This is a genomic window from Pseudomonas sp. P5_A2_2 (assembly GCF_054177685.1).
Genome location: NZ_JBGCUL010001012.1, coordinates 1 through 1,566 on the forward strand (window position 1 = coordinate 1; position 1,566 = coordinate 1,566).

The window sequence follows — 1,566 nt, forward strand, 5'->3', positions numbered from 1 at the left end:
GAACGAGGTCGACTTCAACATCAGGATTCTTTGGCCTGCTTTTAATACCGCCCGCTGTCAGACTGAAACTCATGAAGGGACTACTCAGTGAGCGCGCTTTACGGTAGTTCTCCGCAAGGAAAAGGAGTTGGCGATGGGTATCATCACTGAAGCCAATTAAAAGCTCCTCGGCTCGCATACTCGCAATGCTTGTCGCACCGCCTCGCAAGTTGTCGTAATCGTCAGCTAGAAAAATTCTGGATGTTTCTTTGGTGCGGATTAGCAAGGGCTCACTTTCGCCTGGCGAAAGCGCGTTGACATAGACCTCCAGCGACACATCCGAAGCAGGAGGCCGAAAATTGAATGTCGCGATCTCCTGATCGTGRTGACTGCGRATCACAATCGGCCCAAGCGCAAAMCCCGCGCCGGCATTTTCGGGGGTGACTTTGAAGATTTCCTTCGACAGCTTTAAYAGWYGGGYTTSAACGGGMWCCGTATCGCCGTYGTAGGAYTSMGCTCTGAGCATGACGTAGACGTCATCGATCAGCAGATGAGACTCATGAACGAATGTTTGGCGGCGTGTTGCTTGCTTGTAGTACTGCAGCAACTTTTCCCTGGGTGAGGCCATTTTCGCCGACACCAGCATCGACACATCTGAATTCTTATAGTTCTTAACCGCCGARATCCGACGCGCCCGCTCMTKCAAGGCCGCATCAAATCKCTCCTGCGTCACGCCSTCCCCCAGCAYCCGAACCTCAACGSTTGAGTGATCRGCMCCCARTCCRTAGTASAGCWTCACATCCCCGCCACCMSTCCAGTTGGCSGGCAGATCGATCAGSCCWCGGCCCARCGCCCAGGTGCGCATGTTGYTGGTCARTTCGTGCACGGTTTGTTTCTCCTGTTCRSTGGGCTGTTTGAAGGCGGTGCACCCGGCGACCGCCCCCAACAGCAGGCCTGTCAAAAAAGCGGTCAACCGGCGCATAGCGGCCTCTTGGCTTTCGCTGCGATTTTGATAAGGGAATAGAGGGTGAATTGCTGGGTTAACGGATTGGTGTACGACGCTTCATGGTCGAAGCCGGGCGCCTGGACTTGCTGGCGGATCGAATCCTTGCGTGCCTGCCTGATCGGCGCACGGCCAGAACTCACCGGAACGGTGCCGTCGCCCGCGCCGTCCTGCATGCGGCAGTGCAGCTCCCAATAGCTGGTCTGCACGGTTCTGACCGGCGCGTCGGGATCACCGCGCAGGGGTGGCACGGCCTCGGCTTGCCCGCCGACGTACAACGGGCTGCGTCCGTCGTCGCGCACYTCATGCATCTGCAGGCTGGACACCGTGAAGGCATCGGGGCTTGAGGCATGGGGGCCRTTGAGRCGAGACCCGCGTCGCATTTCCCAGGTGATGGATTCGAAGCTGGGGTGYTTGTCGTCGTTGCCGTAGTAGACGTAGGTTTGCGGGTGGTATGACCCAGCGATGTCCTGGTGAAACTCCTTTGCGCTCCGGATGTTRTCCGCAAAAWYTTYCCAMGTGATYGSMTYSCCATCCTTCGGMGCCAACCACTCTTCGCGCAGCAATCCCCACCAACGGTCACG

2 protein-coding genes are annotated in these 1,566 nt (G+C 57.6%); both read right to left on the bottom strand.

The window, feature by feature from the left end:
* A partial coding sequence (locus tag ACXRVY_RS28305; protein WP_458238870.1) for a T6SS immunity protein Tli4 family protein occupies window positions 1–625 on the bottom strand: 625 nt, incomplete at its 3' end.
* A gap of 323 nt (window positions 626–948) precedes the next feature.
* Window positions 949–1,308, bottom strand: a complete 360-nt coding sequence (locus ACXRVY_RS28310) for a hypothetical protein (protein WP_458238869.1) — start codon at window positions 1,306–1,308, stop codon at window positions 949–951.
* Between the last annotated feature and the right edge of the window lie 258 nt (window positions 1,309–1,566).